Genomic DNA, 21556 nt, shown 5'->3' with positions numbered 1-21556 from the left:
GCGCTCAGTCGTGCAGCACGTCGTCGTGCTCGCTGTGGCCGGCGGGCTCGATCTGGAACGTCGAGTGCTCCACGTCGAAGTGCGCCGCCAGGCATGCCTGCAGATCGGCGAGCAAGGAGACATGTCCGCCGTCCGCGAGCAGCTGCGGATCGACCACGACGTGCGCCGTGAACACGGGAGCTCCACGCGTCAACTGCCAGACGTGCACGTCGTGCACGTCTCGGACTCCCGGGTACCCGAGGATGTGCGTGCGGATGTCCGGGAGCGCGGTACCGTCCGGGGCTGACTCGAACAGCACCGAGACGACTTCGCGCATCAGCGTGATCACGCGCGGCACGATCATCACCGCGATGAACAGCGAAGCGATGGCGTCAGCCTGAACCCACCCGGTGAGCAGGATGATGATCGCCGCGATGATGACGCCGGCCGAGCCGATGAGATCGCCCATCACTTCGAGGTACGCGCCCCGGACGTTGATGGACGTGCGCTGCGCCGAGCTCAGCAACCACATCGAGACCGCGTTCGCGATCAGGCCGACGATCGCGACGATCAGCATCAGCGAGCCCTGGACCTCGGCCTGCGCGGGGTGGATCAGGCGGAGCACACCCTCCACACCGACCCAGATCGCGAGGGCGCCGAGGATGATCGCGTTGATCAGCGCTCCCAGCACTTCCGCGCGCTGGTAGCCGAAGGTGCGACGGTCATCGGCCGGACGTGCGGCGACGATGCTCGCGACCAGGGCGATCACCAGCGCGGACGCGTCGGTGAACATGTGCGCCGCGTCGGCCAGCAGCGCGAGCGAGCCGGACAGGATCGCGCCGACCACCTGAACGAGCATGATGGTCGCCGTGATGGACAGCGAGATCGCCAGCAACCGACGATTGCCGGCGCCGCGGATCCCTGCTGCAGGCGCGTGATCATGCATGTTCCCAGGCTAGGACGCCGGAGGCGGTGATCCCCACGATCCAGCGCAGTCGGGAATGAGAACCCCTCTCATCTGTCCGCTCGCCGCTGCTGCGCGCGATCGTTCCCCTGCGCAACCGTCGGTGAGAGGATCGGTGCATGAACGACACGGAGATCACCCGACGCATCGCTGCGATCGACGACGAGCAGCGCACGCTGCGCTCGGTCGACACGGAAGGTGCGGAACGCCCGGCCGCCGACCTCGAGCGGCTCCGCGCCCTCGACGTCGAGAAGGATCAGCTGTGGGACCTGCTGCGCCAGCGTCGTGCCAAAGCCGAGTTCGGCGAAGACCCGAACAGCGTCGCCGAGCGCCCGGCGTCAGAGGTCGAGGGCTACCACGACTGAGCGAACGCGCTCCGACGGGGCCCCTCGTGGGCGATCCGCCCTCCGTTGACGACGGCGGATCAACGCGACCACCCCTGCCCGGCGCGGCATCCGCTGACGGATGCAGGTCCGCGAGCACGCCCCGCCGAATGGGGCGTGCTCGGTGAGATTCAGAGCGAGGCCAGCAACGGCAGCAGATGCGCGAACGCGCGCGAGCGGTGCGACTGCGCGTTCTTCTCCTCCGCGCTCAGCTCGGCGGCCGAGCCGGTGCCCGGCGTTCCGTCGGCGTCGTCCGGCACGAACACCGGGTCGTAACCGAACCCGTTCTGTCCGGTCTCCGTGCGCGCGAGCCGCCCGGGCCAGATCCCCTCGACCGTACGCTCCGTGCCATCGGGCAGGGTGAGTGCGATCACGGACGTGAAGTGCGCCCCACGGTGCTCCGGAGCGAGGTCGGAGAGCTGGTCCAGGAGCAGACGGCGGTTCGCCACGTCATCCTTCGCATGACCGGCCCAGTAGGCGGAGAACACACCGGGTGAGCCGCCCAGCACGTCCACGCACAGACCGGAGTCGTCCGCGAGTGCGGGCAGACCGGTGTGGGCGGTGGCGGCCCGGGCTTTGATCAGTGCGTTCTGCGCGAAGGTCACGCCGTCCTCGACCGGTTCCGGGCCGTCGTAGCCGATGACCGTGAGGTCCGGACGCACCGTGGCGACGATGGCTTGGAACTCCGCGACCTTGTGCGGGTTGTGCGTGGCCAGGACGACGCGGTCAACGCTCACGCGAGCACCTGCGTCTGGATGTCGCGCAGGTCAGCGCAACCGTTCACTCCCAGCTCCAGGAGCGCGTCCAGCTCGCGCTTGTCGAACGGCGCCCCCTCAGCCGTGCCCTGCACCTCGACGAACAGGCCGCGACCGGTGACCACCACGTTCATGTCGGTCTCGGCGCGAACGTCCTCGACGTATGCCAGATCGAGCATGGGCTCACCGTCGATGATGCCGACTGACACGGCGGACACCGAGTCGAACAGCACCCGGGACTTCTGCCCGATGAACTTGTGCTCCCGTCCCCACGCGATCGCGTCGGCGAGGGCGACGTAAGCACCGGTGATCGCGGCCGTGCGGGTGCCGCCGTCGGCCTGCAGCACGTCGCAGTCGATCACGATGGTGTTCTCACCCAGCGCCTTCGTGTCGATCACCGCGCGCAGTGCGCGGCCGATCAGGCGGGAGATCTCATGCGTGCGTCCGCCGATCTTGCCCTTGACGCTCTCGCGATCGTTGCGGCTGTTCGTGGCTCGCGGGAGCATCGCGTACTCCGCCGTGACCCAGCCCTTGCCCTTGCCGGTCAGCCAGCGGGGCACGCCGTTCGTGAAGGACGCCGTGCACAGCACCTTCGTGCCACCGAAGCTGACCAGTGCCGAGCCCTCGGCCTGAGCGCTCCACCCCCGCTCGATGGTGACGGGGCGGAGCTGGTCGACGGCGCGGCCATCGGCGCGAACGGTCTCGGACATGGGTGCCTCTTTCGATCAGGGACGAGGAAGGGAGATGGAGCCGGTCTGCACCAGCTGGACGCGGTCGACGTCGCCGCGCATGAGTCGTCGGGCCAGCGCGAGGAACTGCTCCTCGCTGGTCCCGGTCGCCTCGTACACCCGGGTGGGATGCCGGGCACCGGACGCCAGCAGACCGCCCCCGACGAGCTGGCGGTAGACGTCGTTGGCCGTTTCCACGTCGCTGGAGACCAGCGAGACGTCCGGGCCCATCACATAGCTGATGGCGCCCTTGAGGAAGGGGTAGTGCGTGCAGCCGAGGACCAGAGTGTCGACCTGGGCACGACGGAGCGGCTCGAGGTAGTCCGCAGCGATCTCCAGCAGCTCCGGCGAGCTGGTGATCCCCGCCTCGACGAACTCGACGAAGCGCGGGCAGGCCTGCGCGAAGACGGTCAACCGCGCGTCGACGCCGAGCATGTCCTGGTAGACGCCGCTCGTGATGGTCCCTTCCGTCCCGATCACACCGACACGGCCGTTGCGGGTCGTGGAGATCGCCGTCCGCACGGCCGGTCCGATCACTTCGACGACCGGCACGTCGTAGCGCTCGCGCGCATCGCGCAGCACGGCGGCCGAGGCGGTGTTGCAGGCGATCACGAGCATCTTGACCCCGTGCGCGACCAGCGAGTCCAGGACCTCGAGGGAGAACTCCCGCACCTGGGCGATGGGGCGCGGGCCGTAGGGCGTGCGGGCCGTGTCGCCGATGTACACGAATGACTCGTTCGGGAGTTGGTCACCGATCGCACGAGCGACGGTGAGCCCGCCCACTCCGGAGTCGAAGATCCCGATCGGCGCGTCAGACATGATGATCCAGCCTACGCCGTCACCCGGTGGGTTCCGCCCCCGCCGCGACGGTAGAGTTCTGCGCATGACCGGATCCACCGCCCTGCTCACGGACCGCTACGAACTGACCATGTTGGACGCCGCCCTGCAGGACGGCACCGCCGACCGCGAGTGCGTGTTCGAGCTGTTCTCCCGGCGACTCAGCGGTGGGCGCCGGTTCGGTGTCGTCGCGGGCACGGGACGGCTGCTCACGCTGCTGCGGGACTTCCACTTCGGTGAGGACGAGCTGCGGTCCCTCGCGGACAACCACGTCGTCAGCGCTTCGACGATGTCCTTCCTCGAGAACTTCCGCTTCTCCGGGACGATCACCGGCTACCGCGAGGGCGAGCTGTACTTCCCCGGCTCGCCGATCCTCACCGTCGAAGGCACCTTCGCCGAAGCCGTGATCCTCGAGACCATCGCACTGAGCGTCCTGAACCACGACTCCGCAGTCGCCACGGCCGCGGCGCGCATGTCCCTCGCCGCCGGGGATCGACCCCTTGCCGAGATGGGCGCGCGACGGGCGGCCGAGTACTCCGCTGTGGCCGCCGCCCGCGCCGCGTACATCGCCGGCTTCGACGCCACCAGCAACCTGGAGGCCGGCCGCACGTGGGGCATTCCCACGATGGGCACCGCCGCGCACTCGTGGACCCTCCTGCACGACTCCGAGGAGGAGGCCTTCCGGGCCCAGATCGCGGCGTCCGGCGTCGGCACCACGCTCCTGGTGGACACGTACGACATCACGACCGGTGTCGAGACCGCCATCCGCGTCGCCGGCACCGACCTCGGCGGAGTACGCCTGGACTCCGGCGACCTTCCCATCGTCGCCGGCGAAGTCCGCGCGCAGTTGGACGCCCTCGGCGCCGCGAAGACGAAGATCACCGTGACCAGCGACCTGGACGAGTACGCCATCGCATCCCTCGCCGCCTCTCCCGTGGACGCGTACGGCGTCGGCACCTCCGTCGTCACGGGTTCCGGTTACCCCACCGCCAGCATGGTCTACAAGCTCGTGGCCCGTCAGGACACGGACGGCGCCTGGGTGGCGGTCGCGAAGAAGGCTCAGGACAAGGCGTCTCTGGGTGGCCGCAAGGCGGCCTTCCGCACGCTCGAACGCGGCAAGGCGACCAGTGAGCTGGTGGCGGTCTCCGACGGCTTCGAGAAGGTGCAGACCGCCGCGGATCATCCGGACGCACGTGCCCTGCAGGTGGTCTTCGTCGACCACGGCGAGATCGACGCCGCCCACGAGGGTGTCGACGGCACCGCCGCGGCACGCGCTCACCACGCGATGGTCCGCGAGGAGCTGCCGGTGCGCGGACTCGCGCTGAGCAAGTCCGACCCGGTCATCCCCACGGTCTTCGTCAACGCGAAGTGAGTCGATGACGGGCGTCACCGACGCCATCGCGACCGCGGCGGGCACCGCCGGGTTCGCCCTGACCGCGGGTCAACGCACCGCCGCGGCCGCCCTCGGGCGCATCGGGGACGAATTGCGCGCCGGTCGTGTGCCCACGCGGGGCCTGTACCTGCACGGGCCGGTCGGGCGCGGCAAGACCTGGCTGATCGACGCTTTCATCCAGGCGGTGCCGGACGCGTCCGTCCAGCGCGTGCACGTGCACGGACTGCTGGTGGACCTGCAATCCGCGCTGTTCCGCGCGCGAGCGGACGGGCACGGCACCGCGGCGATGATCGCCGCCGTCGCGGCGGTCACCGCCGAGGCCGACGTGGTGGTGTTCGACGAATTCCACGCCCACGACCCCGGCGACGGCATTCTCCTCACTCGCCTGGTCGAGGCGGTGCTGCAACGCGGCGCGACGCTGATCACCACGTCGAACTTCGCGCCCGGCGAGCTGCTCCCCTCCCCGCTCTGGCACGAGCTGATGCTGCCGTGCATCACGCTGCTGGAGGATCATCTCGAGGTCATCCCGATCGATGACGGCGTCGACCACCGCCGACAAGCGCGGCCCGCCGGGCACGGGTTCGCGACAGGCACCTGGACGACGCTGACCGAACCGCTGCCGACCACCTTCACGAGTGTGCGACACGGGGGCCGGGACTTCACCGTCACGGCTGCGAGCCCCGGCGCCCTGCGCGCGACGTTCGAGCAGCTGTGCGGCGCCGCCACGGCGGCGACGGAGTATCGGGCATGGGGGCGCGAGCACGGCGCGCTCGAACTCACGCATGTGCCGTCGTTCACGCGCACCTCACCGGACGCACAGCAACGATTCCTCACGCTGGTGGACGTGCTGAGCGATCTCGACGTTCCCCTGCACGTCCGCTCCGCGCTCTCCCGCGACGACTTCGTCGCGACCGCCACCGCGCGGCCCGATGCCGCCCGCATGATCAGCCGATTGCGACTGCTGCGAGAGGTCGAGGCGGGGCCGAGGTCAGAGGCGCGGAACGCCCCCGGTCACTTGGTCAGTGACTCGTAGATCTCCTTGCACGTCGGGCAGACCGGGAACTTCTCCGGGTCACGCCCCGGCGTCCACTTCTTCCCGCACAGGGCGCGGACGGGCTTTCCGGTCAGCGCCGACTCGAGGATCTTCTCCTTCTTGACGTAGTGGGAGAAGCGCTCGTGGTCACCGGGCTCGATGGTCTCCTCACGGATCAGCTCTTCGAGTTCGCGGTCCAGAGTGGTGACGCCACCCTCGTCGGGGCGGTCCAGTGGCGTGCTCATCGCCCCATGATAACCCCGCCCGAGAGGGCCGGATCGGATCACGCGGCCTCGGCGAACTCCATGATCCGCGAGCCGCGGTGATCGAACAGGAGGGCGCCGATCGCAAGGCCGACCACCAGGACGGCGACGCCCGCCCCGAGTCCCGCCCAGAGCGCGTCGGAGGCCGCGGAGACGTCCGAGGTGACCGCGATCCAGGCGAACCCGATCGAGGGAAGGCTGAACAGGATGGCCCCGAGCAGTACGAGAGCCTGGGACCCGACACCGCTGCCCGCGCGCTGCGGCTGCTGGAACGGCGAATCGCCCGGGCGCGTGACCGGATACGGGGCGACCACCGAGGAGATCGAGGACAGCCCGAGACCGGCCAGGAAGAGATTGGCGACCACGCCGATCACGGCCGGCAGCACGGCCCACCGCCCGTGCAGCATGACCGAGACGGAGACCGCGACGGCGAGCAACGGCACCGAGAACAGCACGATCGGCACGAGCCGACCGAGCCGGTCCGAGATGCCGCGAACGCCGCTGACGATGTGCAGCCACACCGCGGTGGAGTCGTAGGCGACGTCGTTGTGCGGCATCCATCCCAGGAACAGCGCCATCAGCACCACGGGAAGCAAGGAGGCGAGGTCGGCGGGAACGCCGGCGATGAGGAGCGGGACGACCGTGACGACCGCGGCGATCGGTACCACGATGACGTTCACCAGGTAGCGACGGTCCTTCATCCAGTACACCAGACTGCGTGCGGCGACCGCGCCGGCCGGGGTTCCCGGCGTGACCGCGAACCAGCCGAGTCCACCGCGCTCGCGGGTCAGGATCGGGCGCTCGATCGTGGAGAGCATCCGGGCGACCAGAGCGAACCAGGCCCACGTGAGCAGGACGAGGGTCAGCAGTGCGACGGCGACGATCAGCGCCACGACGCCACCCTCCCCCGCGGCGACGGCGCCGGGGATCGCCCAGGCCGCACCGAGCGGCGTGAGCGCGAGGATGTCGGCGGCCTCACCGAGCTGCGGCGGCACGATCCCGCCCCACTCCAGCGAACCGAGGAAGACGGCGACCGGCACCACCACGACGATGACCGCCAGGATGATCACACCCGTCAGTTCGCGCGTGCGTCGGCCGTGCAGCAGCAGCGCCGCACAGGCCATGCTCACCCGCGTCGCGACGAGGCACGTCGCCAGCGCGAGCAGGGCCGACAGCCAGGAGACGAGCCCGCCGGCCCCGTGCTCGGACCACACCACGGCGAAGACCGCACAGACCGCGATCAGGCCGATCGCCGGGACGCCGATGGGCGCCGCCAGCAGCAGCGCCACGGCGAGCGGGCGCGGTGCGAGCCCGAACGGCGCGAACCGCCGCGGGTCCAGCAGATCTTCGAACCCGGCGATCATCGGAGCCAGCACGATCCCGAGAACCAGAGCCGATCCGGCGAACACCGTCACGGCAGCGGTCGCGGCGACCGTGTCTTCGCGCAAGGACAGGAGCCCCACCACGACCGCCACGATGGCGGCGATGAACACCGCACCGCCGAGCACCGTGCGGATGACCCGCGAGCGTTCGCCGCGGAAGGAGCCGAGCAGCAGGTCCAGCCTCAGCCGGAGAACGTGTGCAACCACTCCAGCCCCTCCACCTCGCCGAGTCCGCCGGAGAGCTCCACGAAGCGCTCTTCGAGAGACACGCCCCCACGGACATCGTCCACGGTTCCTTCGGCGAGCACCTGGCCACCGACGACCACGGCCACGCGCGAGCAGACCTTCTCCACCAGGCCCATGCCATGACTGGAGAGGATCACGGTTCCACCGCCGGACACGTAGGACGTCAGAATCTCGAGGATCACGGCCGAGCTGACCGGATCCACCGACTCGAACGGTTCGTCGAGGACCAGAAGTCGTGGGGTGTGGATCAGTGCACCGGCGAGCATGACCTTCTTGGTCATTCCGGCGGAGTAGTCCGAGACCACGCGTCCCAGGGCGTCGGTCAGATCGAACGCACGCGCGAGGTCCGCCGCACGCTCGTCCACGACTGCGGCGGGCAGCCCGCGCAGGACGCCGTAGTAGTGCAGCAACTGGCGGCCGGTCAGTCGATCGAAGGTCCGGAAGCGGTCCGGCAGCACACCGAGCAGCCGCTTCGCGGCGCGGGAGTCCTTGCGGGCGTCGACACCGCACACCGAGATCGTGCCCGAGTCCGGACGCAGCAGACCCGCGATCATGGACAGGGTCGTCGTCTTACCGGCACCGTTCGGACCCACCAGCCCGTAGAACGTTCCGGCGGGAACCGTGAGATCGATGCCGTCCACGGCGGCCACGCCGCCGAAGTTCTTCTGCAGACCGCGCGCCACCAGTGCTGCGGCGCTCGGGTCGACCTTGGGTGAGGGCTTGGGCACGAACGTCGGGGACGCTGCAGCGCGCCGCTGCGGACGTGGTGCGGTCGCCGCCGGAGCCTCGCTCGTCGAAGGGTCGGTCTCCGTCGGGGCGGTTCGGGAAGCCTCCGGCGCCGACGCGGGCGCAATGGAGACGGCGTCGTCCGCCGACGCGTTCTGCTCCGCGGGAGCTTCGGTCGGGTCGGATGCGTCGTCGTCCGCCGGCTCCGCTCCGTCGGCGTGTGGGGTGATGTCCTCGATGGGCCGGTGCGTCACGGGGACGTCGTCGGACTCCGCCGCGTCCGTGACGGAAGCCGGAGTCTGCGGTTCCGACACCGCAGCATCGGTCTCCACCGACGCGGTCGTCCCCGAAGTGTCGGCTCCCGGCTCATCCGTTGCGGACGGCTGAGTGCTGCGCGCCGGCGCCTTCTTCTTGGCCGTGCTCTTGCGTGCCGGGGTGCGCTTGCGCGGCGGCGGCGGTGGGGTCGCGACGGTCGCGGAGTCGCCTCCGCGCTGCAGGTCGACACTGTGGTCGACCTCGATGCGGGGCACCTCGACCTTCGCGCCGGCATCGGTGAGCGCTGCCGTGGCGCGTGTTGCACCACCGCGCTCGTCCGTCACGTCGCGAGATGTCGTCGTGCCTGTTGCGGTGTCCTTCGCCACCCGTGAGCCCCCTCCGTCCGGCTCTGCCACGGATGCCGCACGAGCCGTCCCTTTCGACTGTACGGGCGAAGTCGTCGTCGAGGAAGACGACGCGCTCGGGCGGGCCGAGGCGGCCGGCGACTTCTTCGCGGTGGTCTTCGTGGTCGTCGTCTTCTTCGCCGTGGAAGTCGACCTCGCGGCGGTTGTCGACTTCTTCGCGGTGGAAGTCGACCTCGCGGCGGTTGTCGACTTCTTCGCGGTGGGCGTCGGCTTCGCGGCGGATCCGGCCTTCTTCGTGGCCGAGGCGGCGGGCTTCCGCACCGGACGCTTGTTCGTGTCGGCGGCCGCCGGCTCCGGACCGGAAGTCTGTGGTCCGGCGGAGGTTTCGGGCGCGTTCATCGGCGCGTCCCGCTCGCCCCCCGAGGCGGCGTCCGCGGGATCATGGAAAGATTCCTGCGCGTCCGTCACCACCCCAACCTATCAACCGCCGTTGAGCACCGCGCACCGCGTGACGCGCCGCGTCACCCGGCGGCGTCGGCAGGCCGGGCCGTCACGATCAAGCAACGGTAATCTGGGATTTCCCGGAGTTCACAGGCCGTATTCGCTAACATGGAGCTCGCACAAGGGTGTGTCTCGTCGGTGAACCGACCATGAACGTACTCCCAAGGAGCGATAAGCAGTGAACATTCAGACCGTCATCCTCGCCGCCGGCATGGGCTCGCGACTCGGCCGCAGCCTGCCGAAGTCTCTCACCGTCCTCAACGACGGCCGCAGCATCATGCAGCAGCAGCACGACAACATCCACGCGGCGTTCGGCCCCAAGACGCGCATCACCACGGTGGTCGGGTACCGCGCCGAGACGATCGCGGACGCGTTCCCGAAGGCGGACTACGTCCACAACGAGCGCTACGACCAGACGAACACGTCCAAGAGCCTGCTGCGCGCGCTGAACGCGACCGGCAAGGACGGCGTGCTGTGGATGAACGGCGATGTAGTGTTCGACCCGCGGGTGCTCGGCCGCGCCATCGAGCTGATCGAGCGCGAGCAGTCCTTCGTCACGGTCAACACCTCGAAGGTCAGCGACGAAGAGGTCAAGTACACCCTCAGCGCCGAGGGCTTCATCGACCAGCTGTCGAAGACCGTCGTCGGCGGAATCGGCGAGGCGGTCGGCATCAACTACATCTCCCGCGCGGACAAGAAGGCGTTCATTCGCCAGCTCGGTCGTGTCGACGATCAGGACTACTTCGAGCGCGGACTGGAGCTCGCGATCATCGAGGACGGCGTGCGCACGGTCCCGATGGACATCTCCGACCTGTACGCGGTCGAGGTGGACTTCGCCGAGGACCTCGAGCGCGCGAACCTCTACGTCTGACTCGATGCCGGAGAAGGTCCATCGGATCCACTCCCTCCCGGCTGATGCGCCGTGGCAGGGAGGGCTTCCGCCCGAAGGGTCCACGGAGCACCCGATCCCGATCCGTGCGCTGGACCGCGTCCTGCGCGTGCAGCGACCGGTCGTGCTCGCGCATCTGCGCAGCATCCGGCTGCGTCACCCGTCCGCGACTCCCGAGCAGCTGCTGCGCATCCTGGAGCGGCGGTATCTCGCCGCGGTGACCGGCACCGGTGCCGCCGTCGGTGCGACGGCCGTCGTGCCCGGAATCGGAACGGTCGCGACCCTGGCTCTCTCCGGAGCGGAGACGCTCGGCTTCCTGGAGGCGACCGCCCTGTTCGCTCAGTCCGTCGCTGAGGTGCACGGGATCCGCGTGTCGGATCCCGATCGCGCCCGAGCCCTCGTCATGACGATGATCCTTGGCACCGAGGGTACACAGCTCATCCAGCAGCTCGGCTCGCAGTTCGGCGGCGGCGCGACACGGTCGACATTCTGGGGCGAGTTGGTCACCAAGACGCTCCCCCGGGCCGCGCTCGGTCCGGTGACGGATCGGCTGAAGCACGTGTTCCTGGCGCAGTTCGCCAAGCGCGGTGGCGCGTCCTTCGTCGGCAAGGCCCTGCCCTTCGGCGTCGGCGCGGTGATCGGCGCCGGCGGCAACAACATCCTCGGCCGGCGCGTGGTGCGCTCCGCAAAGCCCGCGTTCGGTCCGCCGCCGCTGACGTTCCCGGAGGACCTGTCCCCGCGGCTGGGCGCGCAGAAGCTCGAGGCCCAGGTGGCTTCGGCGACCGCCGGCGCGATGCGCTCGGCGGCATCCGCGGTCGGCAACGCGTCGCGCAGCATCGGCGGTTTCGCCCGCGATGCTGCCGGCCGAGTCGTCCGGCGTCGCCCCTCCGATCAGACCGCCATCGACGACTGAGCCCGTCGCGGCGATCGTTCAGGCCAGACGTCGATTCAGTCGAACCCGAGCGCTTTCGCCTCCGCCCACGTCACGCTGGTTTCGTCGACGAGCGCAACAGTGTCGCCGTCGGGCCCGCCCCGTCCTCCGGCATCGAACAGCAGGATCGTGCTGTCTCCGCGCCGAGCCTCGATCACCGCGGGAGCGGGAACGTCGGTGTCCTCCGGGTCGTCGTCGCTCCAGATGTCGAACGCGGTTCCGCCGTCGGATGCGACGACCTGTCCGGCCCAGAACACGCGGTCCTCAACGAGCGCCCGGGTCTCGTTGTCGTGTCAGTCGTCCTCTTCGAGCTCTTCCGGGTCGTGCTCCTCGGTTTCGTCACGGCGCTCCAGCTCCCACTGGTTCCACTCGTCCCACCGCTCCATGAGCGTCGCGATCGCGTCGTGGAACTTCGCCGTCGGAGCTCCCGGCGCCGTGTCGCCGAAGTAGTGCTTGACCCACAGCGACAGCCGCGCGGTGGCAGTCGGGTCGTGCAGGACGCGCTCGACCTCCTCGACCATTTCCGGGGCGCGCTCCGCGGTCAGCCACTCGCAGTCGGACAGGTAGCCGGAGGTGTCGACGCTGGCCCGTTCGTCCACCGGTCGGGTGACGAACAGGGCCTTCCCGGCGGCCAGTCGGTCGTAGACCATCGCCGAGATGTCCACGACCGCCACGTCCGCGGCGGCGAGCTGCCAGCCGAGCTCGGGACCGTCGTCGAAGACGTGGTGGGCGCCCGGATCGGACGCGTTCGCCGCCTTCAGCGCGGCGACGATACGGGCGCTGGCGGCTCCGTACTCCGGGTCGACGACGCCCGAGCGCGGGTGCGGCCGGTAGATGACGCGGTGCCGTCCGGTGCGCAGCAGCGCCTCCACCAGCGCCTCGCCGTGCGTGCGGATCGAACCGTAGTGCGCGGACGGGCGATCGCCCTCCCACGTCGGCGCGTAGAGCACCACGGTGCGATCGTCCGGCGTGTACGGCAATGCGCCCGAATAGTGGTCCGCCTGCGGGCGACCGATCTCGAGCGTGCGAGCGTCGACGTCATAGTCCCAGAGCACGCGCGTCAGGCGCTCGCGCGCGGCCTGACCGGCGATGAAGGCGTAGTCGTACGCCTTGTACTGGTTCGTGGTCATGTACATCTTGTCGGACTCGCCGTGGTTGATGAACACGTGCCAGCGCTTGCCGTAGCGGAACATCTGGAAGTTCCGGGTGTTCTGGTTCACGTACAGCACGACGCGGATGTCCTGGCGGGCGATCGCCGCCTCCAGGTCGGCGACGGTCGGCACGAAGGCGACGGGCAGATCGCTCTCCGTCAGCAGGGCGGCCGCGCCGCGCGCGTTGCGGGCCAGGACCACGACCGGCCACGTCTTCGCGAGCTCGGACAGAGGCTTGTACCACTGCCGCATCTGGTACATGTTCACGTCGCCGTCGGCGAAGTAGACGGCCACCTGGAAACGCTTCTCCGGCAGCGGTCCGCGAGCGGACAGCTCCCGACGCACTCGTTGCACCGAGGAGCGTGTGGCGACGGCTCGGGTCAGCAGCCGATAGGCCTTCCGCGCGTCCGAAACGATGCTCACTGAACCAGCCTACCGGCACCCCGACCTCGCTCTCATGGGATGATCGTGGGATGCATTCCGAGGAACCGGACCCGGCCGACGCCCACGACGCCCCTCCCGTTCCCCCGACCGCAGGGGTGTCGTTCGTCATGCCCGTGCTGAACGAGCGGGACTACCTCGCCCGGGCGGTGCAGACGGTCCTCGCACAGGAGGTCGACGGCCCCCGCGAGCTCGTGCTCGCCCTCGGCCCGTCCACGGACGGAACCTCCGAGCTCGCCCGCGACCTGGCTGCCGCAGATGAGCGCATCGTGCTGGTGGACAACCCGCGCGCCGACATCCCGGTCGGGTTGAACGCGGCGATCTCCGCATCGCGCTACCCGACGGTGATCCGGGTGGACGCCCACTCCGAACTCGACCCCGGCTACGCGCGCGATGCGCTCGCGACCCTGGAGCGCACGGGTGCCGCCAACGTCGGTGGCATCATGCACGCGGAGGGCCGCACGCCGTTCCAGCGCGCCGTGGCGCGCGCGTACAACTCCCCCGTGGGACTCGGGGGCGGCGCGTACCACAGTGGCGGCGCCGAGAGCGAGGCGGAGTCCGCGTACCTCGGCGTCATGCGTCGCTCGGTTCTGGATGAGGTCGGCGGTTTCGACGAGTCCATCCGCCGTGGCGAGGACTGGGAGCTCAACCTGCGCATCCGCCAGGCGGGCTACCGCGTGTGGTTCGACCCGGCGCTGTCGGTCACGTACTGGCCGCGGGAGAGCTGGACCCGCCTGGTCCGGCAGTTCTTCGCCACCGGGACGTGGCGCGCGGAACTGGTGCGGCGCTTCGGCCGACGCAACTCGATTCGCTTCTTCGCTCCGCCGGCGTTGCTGGTGCTGGTCGTCCTGGCACTCGTACTTGCCGTGCTCCAGCTGACCGGTGTGGTGCACGGGCTGCTCTCGATCGCGCTCTCCGTCCTCTATCTGCCGTTGATCGCATACGTTCTGCTGGTCCTGGCCGTCGCGCTCTCACGATCCGGCGGCGGCGACACCCTGCGGGACAAGGTCTGGACGGCGGCCGTGCTCCCCACGATGCACCTGGCCTGGGGCGCCGGATTTCTCGCCGGGATCGTTCGCGGTGCGGGCGAGACGGTGGACACGTCGCGACTCGGTGGCCGCAACACGCCGTTGCCCTGACCGGCGGCGGGATCAGCCGCCGATCCACCCCTGATCGAGCAGGCGTGCCACGACCCGCTCGGCGGCCGAGCCGTCGTCGCGAGGGTTGAACCGCGCGCGCCAGCGCCGGTAGCGCTCAGCGAACGCCGCCTGATCCTCGGCGGCGAGCGCGTCCCGCAGCTCATCGTGAGTGCGCACCAACGGGCCCGGCGCGAGTTCGGCGAGATCGAAGTAGAAGCCGCGCAGTTCGCCGCGGTAGTGCTCCATGTCCGGCACCAGGAAGTACATGGGCTTTCCGGTGACGGAGAAGTCGAACATGATCGATGAGTAGTCGGTCACGAGCGCGTCCGCCGCCAGCATCAGCTGAGAGGTGTCGGGATACCCGGTGACATCGATCACCCGGGGGCCGTGCGCGTCCTCTCCCGGCAGGAGCGTGCGGGAGTGGCCGCGCACGAGGACCACCGCATCGGCGTCCTCGGCCAGGCGGACCGGATCGAGGAAGTCGACGATGTGCTCGCGGTCGTCCCGCCAGGTGGGGGCGAACAGGATCACCCGTTCGTCGGCAGCGATGCCGAGTGCCGCCCGCGTGGCGGCACCGTCGCCCGTGGACAGCACGTCGTCGCGCGGATAACCCTCGACCCACACTGAGCGACGGAACGCGTAGGCCGAACGCAGGATGCGGGCGGCGTAGGGGTTCTGGGCGAGCAGCGCGTCCCAGCGCCGCGACTCCCGCCAGACGGCGACGGTGCGGCGTGGGTCGAAGCCGGGGCGGTGCAGCGCGAGACGCTTGAGCGGAGTGCCGTGCCACGTCTGCAGCACGCGCTGCCCACGGCGTCGCACGTACCGACGGCGGAGCCAGTCATTGACGATGAGCAGACGGGACGTACCGCGGGCACGCCACCACTGCGGTGAGCCCTCCACGACGGGAACGGCTCCCTCCGGCACCTGCACCGACAGGTCCACCACGCTCCAGTAGCGGGTCACCCCCGGGGCGACACGAGCGATCTCAGCGTCCAACGCGAGCGGATTGCAGCTCGCATTGCGTCCGTAGAAGCTCTCGAAGAAGACGGCGTCCTCGAACACGTCTCCGGTCTGGGCGGCGTAGCGTCGCTCCAGGGCGGCCTGGCCCTCGCCACTGTCATACGCCGGATCGATCGGTGCGTCGATGCGAACCCGGTCGCCGGAAGCGCTGATGCGCAGGGTGTCCAGAAGGGTCACCGGAATCGCCGGCGCCACGGTGACGCCCTCGAGGCGATAGTCCCCTGCCGGCACGGGAAGTTCCGGCCCACCCCAGCGGGCCGCGCGCAGGGGGATCGTGACGCTCCAGCCGTCCGCTCCGGTGTGCACCGTCCCGGCCACCCGGGCGCGGGCGCCGACGAGCGCAACGTGATCCGGAGCCGCCCCCGTCCCGAACACCTCCAGGACATCGCCGCGCAGTTCGGCGTGCGTCATCGTCTCCCCTCCCCGTGCGCACGCGGGAAACGCCGCACGATCTCACGGTACACACGAGCGGTGTTACCGCCGTCCCGGAACGCGTGCACGCGAGCCGAGATGCGCTCGGACCGGGCAAGGCGCCGGGCGCGCTCGTCCGGCTCGGCCAGCAGCGCGTCGAGCTGCGCCATCACGGTCGACCAGTCTGCCGCGACGTCGTCGCCGGCGACATCCCGGTACCGGCCGTAGAAGCCGCGCCGGGTGGCGTAGTCCTGCTCGTCGGGCGCGAGGAAGAGCGCGGGCAGCGGTACGAGGCCGACGTCGTAGGCCAGCGACGAGTAATCCGTGATGAGCACCGTCAGCCCCGGCAACGCCGGCGTCACGTCCCGCAGCACGTCGCTGCCGAGCAGCCGGATCCGATCGGTGGCGAACGGCGGTGTGTACGCGCCGGCGCCCAGCGGGTGGGAGCGGATCAGCAGCACCGCGTTCTGTCGGCTCAGCGTCTCGTCGATGGTCTGCCACTCCGCCGCGGACGGCACCGCAGGATCGGCCTCACCGTCCCGCCACGTCGGGGCGTACAGCACGACCTCGTCCGGCAGCGGGCCGACGACGGTATCCAGCAGCGCTCGCGCGGTCGCGTACCGGGTGGCGGCGTCGCCCGCGCTCAGGACGTCCACGCGTGGCTCGCCCGTGACCAGGACTTTCTCATCGGGAAGACCGAAGGCCGATTCCAGCCGTCCGCGCACCAGGTGCGATGCCGCAGGCAGCACGCGAATGGCGCTGACCGTGCGCCGGTACAGCATGCCCAGCAGCCGCCGCATGGCGACGGAGTCCGGCAGCAGAGCACTGCGAACCGTCGCCGGGGAGTCCAGGCCGATGCGCTTGAGCGGGATGCCGTGCCAGAGCTGGACGACGAACGCACCGGACACGGCGTACCGGTTCACATCGCCCAGTCCGTGCGAGACGACGATCACTCCGGCCCGGGCGGTCGCCCAGAATCCCCGGATCGAGTGCTTGTGGATCGTCGGGATGCCGAGCGCACGGGCGTCCGCCTCATCGCGGTCGTTCTCGACCAGCCAGACCGGGACCACACCCTGGCTCCGGGCGTGGCGAAAGAGCGCGAGCGGGCCGTCACCGATCCCCGCACCGCAGCCGAACACCCAGTTCCGCTCACGCGGGATCACCAGGGTCGCGAGCTTTCCCGCCAGATACAGCGGGATGCGGACGAGCTTTTGAGCATTGCCCGCATCGAACGAGAAGGACGCCACCCCGCGAGCCTATCGCGGGGTGGCGTCCAGTTCTCGGTGGAGCGATCAGGTCACATCGTGCCGAGGGTGACCTCGACGTCGTGAGCCTTGCCGTTGCGGACGTACGTGATCTTCACCGTGGATCCGCCGGCGTTGGCGCGGATCTGAGCGGTGAGGTCCGTGGCGCTCTGGATCGGCACGTCGCCGACGCCCGTGACGACGTCGCCCGCCTGCAGTCCGGCCTTCTCGGCCGCACCGTTGGCGCTGGTGGAGCGGATCAGTGCACCTTCCTGGGTGGCGTTCGCCTCCGCGGTCGCGTCCGTCACGCTCGCGCCCAGCAGGCCATGGGTGGCCGAGCCCTTCGACATGAGCTGCTCCGCGACGCGGTGAGCGACGGAGGACGGAATCGCGAAGCCGACGCCGATGTTGCCGGACTCACTCGAGGAGGAGCTCGACGACCCGGTCGAGGCGATCGCCACGTTGATACCGATCACCTGACCGTCACGGTTCACCAGGGCACCACCGGAGTTGCCCGGGTTGATGGCGGCATCCGTCTGCACCACGGCGATCGAGATCGTCTTCGTGGTGGACTGCTGCTGCGACTGGCCCGGCAGATCGAACTGGAACGGACCGTTCTGGTTGTTCTGCTGGTTCGGATCGGTCTGCTGCGTGTCACCGGACGAGTTCTCCGGAACCGCGGAGGACTGGATCGAGATGGAGCGGTTCAGCGCGCTCACGATACCGGTGGTGACCGTGTCGTCCAGGCCCAGGGGCGCACCGATGGCGGTGAGCTGGTCACCCACGTTGAGCTTGTTCGAATCTCCCCACGAGATCGGGGTGAGATCGCTCACACCCTCCAACTTGATCACGGCGAGGTCGTATGTCGGGTCGAGCCCGACCACCTTCGCGTTGTAGATCTTGCCGTCCGTCGTGGTGGCCTTGAGCGTGGCATCCGACGTCTCCCCGCCGAGCGTGACGACGTGGGTGTTCGTCAGGACGTAGCCGTCCTTGCTGAGGACCACACCGGAACCGGTGCCGGCCTCGGTCGAAGCGGTGGCGGAGATGGTGACGACGCTCGGGGTGACCTTGGCGGCCACCGCGGTGACGGCGTTCACGCTGTCCGGGTTGTTGATGGTGACGTTCGAGGGCCCCTGCGTCGTGGCCGCCGCGTTTCCGCCCCAGAGCTGGTTGCCGGCCCACGCTCCGCCGAGGCCGGTTCCGAGGCCGACGACCGCTACGGCGACGAGGGCACCGGCGAACACACCGAGGCCCTTGCGCTTGGCCGGGCGCGGTGCGGTGGCCGCGGCCGGGCGGCCTGCGGCTGCACCGAACGCGGCGCCGTACTGCGGGTGCGTGGTGTGGCCACCGGCGACGTACTGCGGCTGGGCCTGGTAGGTGGGCTGCTGCGGGGCGTTGGCGTAACCGTTGCCGTAGGCGTTTCCGGTGTAGCCGCTGCCGGTGGCTGGATAGCCGTTGCCGTTGTAGCCGTTCGTGGCGTAGCCGGATGAGGTGTGCGCGGTCGGCGCCGGGAAGGACGGCCCCTGCGGGGTCGGAGCCTGCGGGACGGATGACGATCCCGCGCCGCCCGCGGGGAGCGGGATGGTGGGCTGCGTGTGGCCGGAGGTCGCCGGGTTGGCGGCCGAATTGTTGACCGAAGCGTCCTGGGGACGAGGGTCGCTGTTGTCGCTCATGATTGCTCCTTCTCCGAAAGCTCCTTCAGATTGCCCTCGGAGTCTGTGTATTGCTTATGCCGCCGGTGCGACGCGCCTATGCGACTAACCTGGGCCGCATGCGAACCATTCCCGGCGCGTGGCGCCGTGCCGCCGCCGGCGCCGGACTCCTTTCGGCGGACGGCACCGGCTCCCCCACCATCTTCGCCGAGATGTCCGCTCTCGCGGCGCAGACCGGGGCGATCAACCTCGGCCAGGGCTTTCCGGACAGCGATGGCCCGCCAGAGGTCCTCGAGGCGGCGCGGGAAGCGATCGCGTCGGGCGTCAACCAGTACCCACCGGGTCGTGGCGACGTCTCACTGCGCGAGGCCATCACCGAACACCAGCACCGCTGGTACGGCCTGATGACGGATCCGGACACGGACGTGCTCGTCACCGCCGGCGCTACGGAGGCGCTCGCGGCCGTGCTGCTGGGTCTGGTCTCCGGTCCCGAGGATGAGGTCGTCCTGTTCGAGCCGTACTACGACTCATACGCCGCGTGCGTGGCCCTGTCCGGCGCCACCCTGCGCACGGTGCCTCTGCGCTGGCCGGATTTCCAGCCGGACCTCGATGCGCTCGCCGACGCGGTCACGGACGCGACGCGGATCATCCTGGTCAACGACCCGCACAACCCGACGGGCGCCGTCTTCTCGGCCGAGGCGCGGGCGGAGATCGTCCGGCTCGCGCAGAAGCACGACGCCCTCATCGTCACCGACGAGGTCTACGAGCACCTCGTTCTGGACGGCTCGCGTCACGTGCCCATCGCGACGCTCCCCGATGCCGCGGAGCGGACGCTGTCGATCTCGTCCGGAGGCAAGACGTTCCGCACGACGGGGTGGAAAGTCGGCTGGGTCACCGGGCCCGCGGACCTGGTGGATGCGGTTCTCGCGGTCAAGCAGTTCCTGACCTACAGCGGCGGTGCGCCCTTCCAGCCCGCGATGGCCGCCGGACTGCGCCTCGGCGATGACTACTTCACCGGACTGGCCGAGGAGATGCGCACCGCCCGTGACGAACTCGGCGCCGGCCTGCGGGCCGCGGGCATGACGGTGTCGACGCCGGCCGCGACGTACTTCACGGTCGCCGACGCCGGCGACGTCGGCGCCACCGATGCCGGTGAGTTCTGCCGCGCACTCCCGGAGCGCGTCGGCGTCGTGGCGATCCCGATGACCGCATTCGTCCGTCCCGGCGAGCGGGCGGACGTGCGAACCCTCGTCCGGTTCGCCGCCTGCAAGCGCCTTCCCGTCATCCGCGAGGCTGCCGCCCGCCTGTCCCGGTTGTAACGCCCCTGACCGCCCCGGCTCGGGTCAGTCCCGTGGGGTGACGCGGTAACGACGCAGTTCCAGTGCCGGGTTCACGGCGCGGACGCGTCCGATCTCTTCGGTCCCGACGGCGGCCACGGCGACGCCGGCTTCCGTTCCGAGAGAGGCCAGCAGGATGCCGGACGGATCGATCACCGCGGAGCGTCCCACGCCGACGGGCGGAGTGTGATCCGCCGCGAGGACGTACACGGTGTTCTCGATCGCCCGCGCCCGCAGGAGGGTCTCCCAGTGATCCTCCTTGAGCGGGCCGCGAACCCACTCCGCCGGAACCAGCAGGACGTCGGCTCCGGCATCCACCAGCGCCCGGGCGCTCTCCGGGAAGCGGAGGTCGTAGCAGGTCATCAGCCCGAACCGCATGCCATCGACGTCGAAGGTCTCCGGATCCGTCGGCGCGCCGGGCGCGATCAGGTCCGATTCCCGCTGACCGAACGCGTCGTACAGGTGCACCTTGCGGTACCGCGCGCGCAGCCCTCCGGCATCGACCGCGACGACGGTGTTGTGTGCGCGACCATCGCCGGCGGCCTCCAGCATTCCGGCGACGACGGTGACGGCCGACCCCGCGGCGACCTCGGTCAGTGCCGCCACGAAGGGGCCGTCCAGCGACTCGGCGTGTGCGGCCAGGTCCGCGGGAAAGGGATTGGCGAACCAGGACGCGTACTCCGGAAGGACGACGAGTCGCGCTCCCCTGCGCGCTGCTCGGCTCACGAGGTCACGGACCACCGGCAGGTTGTCGTCGGGACCGGGCGCGAACTGCGCCACCGCGACCAGGATCTCGCTCACGGACTTCCTCTCCTCGGCCTCTCACGATAGCCGGGAAACGCCCGGGCTTCCGCACCGATGCGGCCCCCTGTCCCCTGCGGTGATAGGCTGTTCAACGTGCCGCGGGGTGGAGCAGCTCGGTAGCTCGCTGGGCTCATAACCCAGAGGTCGCAGGTTCAAATCCTGTCCCCGCAACAAGAAGAAGGCCCGGTTCGAAGGAACCGGGCCTTCTGCCATTCCCGAATCGAACGGATCGGCCACACCCGCGTGGGGTATCGGCGCGCCGGTGCGGCGCGGATGCCTATGCTGTGGCGTATGACCCGATCGGCACCTGCCGCCACCCGAGCGCGCACCGTCGGTTTCGCCGTGGTGATGGTCCTCGCCACCGTCGCTTACCTCGCCCTGAGCGCCTACCTCGTTCTCGCCGTGGGGCTCGGGGCGATGGGTGCGCCGTGCGCCGATGTTCCGGTGGGCACGACCCCCACGTGCGACTGGGGATGGTATCGCGCCTCTTCGCAGCTGGCACTGTGGGGTTCGCTCCTGTCTCTGGCCGGCGTGCTGACGCTGAGCATTCGGGCGCATCGGCGGCGGCGGCGCATCGCGTGGTGGTGGGTGCTCGGGGTGCTCGCCCTGGTCATCCTGTACTTCGCGGCCTTCGCGGTCGCCGCCGTCGGTCTGGGCTGGCGGTCACCATTCGGGTGAGTCCCGCTGACGCCGCACTCGCACGGGGCAGAGCTGCCACGCGTGCACG

22 protein-coding genes and 1 tRNA gene are annotated in these 21556 nt (G+C 69.9%); 10 read left to right on the top strand and 13 right to left on the bottom strand.

All coding sequences use genetic code 11. The features are described 5' to 3' along the window. Positions 1 to 4: 4 nt before the first annotated feature. On the bottom strand, positions 5 to 925 hold the full coding sequence (locus BN1193_RS06835; RefSeq protein ID WP_040165033.1) for a cation diffusion facilitator family transporter: 921 nt from the start codon (positions 923 to 925) through the stop codon (positions 5 to 7). 137 nt (positions 926 to 1062) lie between these two features. Between BN1193_RS06835 and BN1193_RS06830 the strand changes: the two genes are divergently transcribed. Then, positions 1063 to 1308, top strand: a complete 246-nt coding sequence (locus BN1193_RS06830; RefSeq protein ID WP_040165032.1) for a DUF2630 family protein — start codon at positions 1063 to 1065, stop codon at positions 1306 to 1308. A 149-nt stretch (positions 1309 to 1457) separates the two neighbouring features. Here the strand turns inward: BN1193_RS06830 and rdgB are convergent, their stop codons facing one another. Genes rdgB through murI form a run of 3 tightly spaced genes read right to left on the bottom strand, consistent with a single transcriptional unit; the run spans position 1458 to position 3628 of the window. Continuing rightward, positions 1458 to 2063, bottom strand: coding sequence for an RdgB/HAM1 family non-canonical purine NTP pyrophosphatase (gene rdgB, locus BN1193_RS06825; protein WP_040165031.1), 606 nt, complete (start codon positions 2061 to 2063; stop codon positions 1458 to 1460). After that, positions 2060 to 2791, bottom strand: a complete 732-nt coding sequence (gene rph, locus BN1193_RS06820) for a ribonuclease PH (protein ID WP_040165030.1) — start codon at positions 2789 to 2791, stop codon at positions 2060 to 2062. Before rph ends, rdgB begins: the two co-directional genes overlap by 4 nt. Before the next feature lie 15 nt (positions 2792 to 2806). Further along, positions 2807 to 3628, bottom strand: coding sequence for a glutamate racemase (gene murI, locus BN1193_RS06815; RefSeq protein ID WP_040165028.1), 822 nt, complete (start codon positions 3626 to 3628; stop codon positions 2807 to 2809). Positions 3629 to 3692: 64 nt separating this feature from the next. On the opposite strand from murI, the gene BN1193_RS06810 reads away from it, so the two are divergent. Together BN1193_RS06810 and zapE are read left to right on the top strand one after the other, a co-directional pair. Beyond that, complete coding sequence (locus tag BN1193_RS06810) at positions 3693 to 5018, top strand: nicotinate phosphoribosyltransferase (protein ID WP_040165026.1); 1326 nt, start codon at positions 3693 to 3695, stop codon at positions 5016 to 5018. Positions 5019 to 5022: 4 nt separating this feature from the next. Then, complete coding sequence (gene zapE, locus BN1193_RS06805; RefSeq protein WP_052460524.1) at positions 5023 to 6072, top strand: cell division protein ZapE; 1050 nt, start codon at positions 5023 to 5025, stop codon at positions 6070 to 6072. On the opposite strand, the gene BN1193_RS06800 is transcribed toward zapE, so the two are convergent. The 3 genes from BN1193_RS06800 to BN1193_RS18485 are packed head-to-tail and all read right to left on the bottom strand — an operon-like array spanning position 6051 to position 9330. Continuing rightward, on the bottom strand, positions 6051 to 6317 hold the full coding sequence (locus tag BN1193_RS06800; protein WP_040165025.1) for a DUF3039 domain-containing protein: 267 nt from the start codon (positions 6315 to 6317) through the stop codon (positions 6051 to 6053). The two genes, zapE and BN1193_RS06800, sit on opposite strands and share 22 nt — an antisense overlap. A gap of 38 nt (positions 6318 to 6355) precedes the next feature. Beyond that, positions 6356 to 7924, bottom strand: a complete 1569-nt coding sequence (locus tag BN1193_RS06795) for a hypothetical protein (protein WP_040165023.1) — start codon at positions 7922 to 7924, stop codon at positions 6356 to 6358. Continuing rightward, the gene (locus BN1193_RS18485) at positions 7900 to 9330 is read right to left on the bottom strand and encodes an ATP-binding cassette domain-containing protein (protein ID WP_326845048.1); all 1431 of its coding nucleotides are present in this window, start codon (positions 9328 to 9330) and stop codon (positions 7900 to 7902) included. The genes BN1193_RS06795 and BN1193_RS18485 overlap by 25 nt, the downstream gene beginning before the upstream one ends. On the opposite strand from BN1193_RS18485, the gene BN1193_RS06785 reads away from it, so the two are divergent. Genes BN1193_RS06785 through BN1193_RS06775 form a run of 3 tightly spaced genes read left to right on the top strand, consistent with a single transcriptional unit; the run spans position 9317 to position 11612 of the window. Further along, positions 9317 to 9952: a hypothetical protein gene (locus tag BN1193_RS06785; RefSeq protein ID WP_052460523.1), complete on the top strand. Its 636-nt coding sequence runs from the start codon at positions 9317 to 9319 to the stop codon at positions 9950 to 9952. The genes BN1193_RS18485 and BN1193_RS06785 overlap by 14 nt on opposite strands. 36 nt (positions 9953 to 9988) lie before the next feature. Beyond that, entirely contained in the window at positions 9989 to 10681 is a 693-nt protein-coding gene (locus BN1193_RS06780) for a phosphocholine cytidylyltransferase family protein (protein ID WP_094770326.1), read from the top strand. A gap of 4 nt (positions 10682 to 10685) precedes the next feature. Further along, the gene (locus BN1193_RS06775; protein WP_052460522.1) at positions 10686 to 11612 is read left to right on the top strand and encodes a hypothetical protein; all 927 of its coding nucleotides are present in this window, start codon (positions 10686 to 10688) and stop codon (positions 11610 to 11612) included. Between the two features lie 35 nt (positions 11613 to 11647). On the opposite strand, the gene BN1193_RS06770 is transcribed toward BN1193_RS06775, so the two are convergent. Together BN1193_RS06770 and BN1193_RS06765 are read right to left on the bottom strand one after the other, a co-directional pair. Then, on the bottom strand, positions 11648 to 11887 hold the full coding sequence (locus BN1193_RS06770; protein ID WP_040165021.1) for a hypothetical protein: 240 nt from the start codon (positions 11885 to 11887) through the stop codon (positions 11648 to 11650). Positions 11888 to 11923: 36 nt separating this feature from the next. Continuing rightward, complete coding sequence (locus BN1193_RS06765; RefSeq protein WP_040165019.1) at positions 11924 to 13204, bottom strand: CDP-glycerol glycerophosphotransferase family protein; 1281 nt, start codon at positions 13202 to 13204, stop codon at positions 11924 to 11926. Between the two features lie 50 nt (positions 13205 to 13254). Here BN1193_RS06765 and BN1193_RS06760 point away from each other — a divergent pair, with 50 nt between their 5' ends. Further along, a complete protein-coding gene (locus BN1193_RS06760; protein ID WP_052460521.1) occupies positions 13255 to 14361 on the top strand; it encodes a glycosyltransferase family 2 protein in 1107 nt (368 codons plus the stop codon). A 12-nt stretch (positions 14362 to 14373) separates the two neighbouring features. On the opposite strand, the gene BN1193_RS06755 is transcribed toward BN1193_RS06760, so the two are convergent. From BN1193_RS06755 to BN1193_RS06745, 3 genes are read right to left on the bottom strand one after another with little or no spacing between them, the layout of a single operon-like run. Next, a complete protein-coding gene (locus BN1193_RS06755) occupies positions 14374 to 15792 on the bottom strand; it encodes a CDP-glycerol glycerophosphotransferase family protein (RefSeq protein WP_040165017.1) in 1419 nt (472 codons plus the stop codon). Next, positions 15789 to 17039, bottom strand: coding sequence for a CDP-glycerol glycerophosphotransferase family protein (locus BN1193_RS06750; RefSeq protein WP_040165016.1), 1251 nt, complete (start codon positions 17037 to 17039; stop codon positions 15789 to 15791). The genes BN1193_RS06755 and BN1193_RS06750 overlap by 4 nt, the downstream gene beginning before the upstream one ends. 50 nt (positions 17040 to 17089) lie before the next feature. Further along, positions 17090 to 18709: a S1C family serine protease gene (locus BN1193_RS06745; protein ID WP_052460520.1), complete on the bottom strand. Its 1620-nt coding sequence runs from the start codon at positions 18707 to 18709 to the stop codon at positions 17090 to 17092. Between the two features lie 98 nt (positions 18710 to 18807). On the opposite strand from BN1193_RS06745, the gene BN1193_RS06740 reads away from it, so the two are divergent. Beyond that, positions 18808 to 20007, top strand: coding sequence for an aminotransferase class I/II-fold pyridoxal phosphate-dependent enzyme (locus tag BN1193_RS06740; RefSeq protein WP_040165015.1), 1200 nt, complete (start codon positions 18808 to 18810; stop codon positions 20005 to 20007). A gap of 24 nt (positions 20008 to 20031) precedes the next feature. Here the strand turns inward: BN1193_RS06740 and BN1193_RS06735 are convergent, their stop codons facing one another. Next, positions 20032 to 20826, bottom strand: coding sequence for a carbon-nitrogen hydrolase family protein (locus BN1193_RS06735; protein WP_040165014.1), 795 nt, complete (start codon positions 20824 to 20826; stop codon positions 20032 to 20034). A 100-nt stretch (positions 20827 to 20926) separates the two neighbouring features. On the opposite strand from BN1193_RS06735, the gene BN1193_RS06730 reads away from it, so the two are divergent. Together BN1193_RS06730 and BN1193_RS06725 are read left to right on the top strand one after the other, a co-directional pair. Further along, a tRNA-Met gene (locus tag BN1193_RS06730) sits at positions 20927 to 21000 on the top strand. Positions 21001 to 21120: 120 nt separating this feature from the next. Next, positions 21121 to 21507 carry a hypothetical protein gene (locus BN1193_RS06725; protein WP_141396638.1) on the top strand — a complete coding sequence of 129 codons (387 nt, stop codon included), beginning with the start codon at positions 21121 to 21123 and terminating at the stop codon, positions 21505 to 21507. Positions 21508 to 21556 lie beyond the last annotated feature (49 nt).

Origin of the sequence: Microbacterium gorillae (assembly GCF_000826185.2) — a bacterium.
Classification (GTDB): Bacteria; Actinomycetota; Actinomycetes; order Actinomycetales; family Microbacteriaceae; genus Microbacterium; species Microbacterium gorillae.
This window is presented reverse-complemented; position numbering and strand designations above follow the sequence as displayed.

Coding starts and splice junctions, on each gene's coding strand:
- zapE (WP_052460524.1), top strand. CDS start 5,023: ATGACGGGCGTCACCGACGCCATCGCGACCGCGGCGGGCACCGCCGGG.
- BN1193_RS06775 (WP_052460522.1), top strand. CDS start 10,686: ATGCCGGAGAAGGTCCATCGGATCCACTCCCTCCCGGCTGATGCGCCG.
- BN1193_RS06745 (WP_052460520.1), bottom strand. CDS start 18,709: ATGAGCGACAACAGCGACCCTCGTCCCCAGGACGCTTCGGTCAACAAT.
- BN1193_RS06740 (WP_040165015.1), top strand. CDS start 18,808: ATGCGAACCATTCCCGGCGCGTGGCGCCGTGCCGCCGCCGGCGCCGGA.
- murI (WP_040165028.1), bottom strand. CDS start 3,628: ATGTCTGACGCGCCGATCGGGATCTTCGACTCCGGAGTGGGCGGGCTC.
- BN1193_RS06760 (WP_052460521.1), top strand. CDS start 13,255: ATGCATTCCGAGGAACCGGACCCGGCCGACGCCCACGACGCCCCTCCC.
- BN1193_RS06725 (WP_141396638.1), top strand. CDS start 21,121: ATGACCCGATCGGCACCTGCCGCCACCCGAGCGCGCACCGTCGGTTTC.
- BN1193_RS06830 (WP_040165032.1), top strand. CDS start 1,063: ATGAACGACACGGAGATCACCCGACGCATCGCTGCGATCGACGACGAG.
- rph (WP_040165030.1), bottom strand. CDS start 2,791: ATGTCCGAGACCGTTCGCGCCGATGGCCGCGCCGTCGACCAGCTCCGC.
- BN1193_RS06810 (WP_040165026.1), top strand. CDS start 3,693: ATGACCGGATCCACCGCCCTGCTCACGGACCGCTACGAACTGACCATG.
- BN1193_RS06800 (WP_040165025.1), bottom strand. CDS start 6,317: ATGAGCACGCCACTGGACCGCCCCGACGAGGGTGGCGTCACCACTCTG.
- BN1193_RS06835 (WP_040165033.1), bottom strand. CDS start 925: ATGCATGATCACGCGCCTGCAGCAGGGATCCGCGGCGCCGGCAATCGT.
- BN1193_RS06755 (WP_040165017.1), bottom strand. CDS start 15,792: ATGACGCACGCCGAACTGCGCGGCGATGTCCTGGAGGTGTTCGGGACG.